This window comes from Vibrio sp. 1078-1, assembly GCF_033340475.1.
In genome coordinates this window covers 1-565 of the sequence record NZ_JAWOWM010000691.1, presented here as the reverse complement: position 1 = coordinate 565, position 565 = coordinate 1, and the positions used below count along the sequence as shown (strand labels likewise).

Annotated in this window: 1 protein-coding gene; it reads right to left on the bottom strand. The window is 52.9% G+C overall.

Going from position 1 to position 565, the window contains the following annotated elements; genetic code table 11:
• Positions 1 to 565: TraM recognition domain-containing protein (locus tag R7190_RS29545; protein WP_318138160.1), on the bottom strand; the 565-nt coding region annotated here is incomplete at both ends.

Below are 565 nucleotides of genomic sequence, written 5' to 3'. Positions count from 1 at the left end.
CTCCTTGCCATCCGAGTTCTGGCCTTGAGTCCGCATCACGTACTTGAGCCGGGTCTTCGGCCGGTTATCCGCGATATACTCCTGTGTTTCACCATCGACGATACGCAGAGCAAACGTGTTGTTGATGTTCCCCAACACTTGGAGCGCTTTGTCTTTGCTACCCAGTCGAGCTGCGAAGTCAGCAAAAGTCTGAGTTGCAACGAAAAGACGAAGTTTCGCACCGCGACCTTTGTTCAGGAGCTGGATGAACGGGTCGTTGATCACCTCAGCAGCCTCATCAACAAAGATATTTACGGGTCTGTTGTTGACGCCGTAGTTGTATCTGTCACCGGCAACCGCTGTCAGGTCTGACAGGAAGATGGACCCCATAGCACTACCAACCATGTTGTCGGTCAGGGAGTCGAGCCCCAGATAAGCAACTTGAGCGTTGTTGATGATTTTTGCGGAATCAGTGATCTGGCGTTCGTCGCTCAGATCAGATGAGTCTGGAGACAGCAGAGGGCCTAGCTCCCCGGACGTCAGCATATTCATGATCGGCAGGAGGTTCGCCACCATCTTGGAGAAG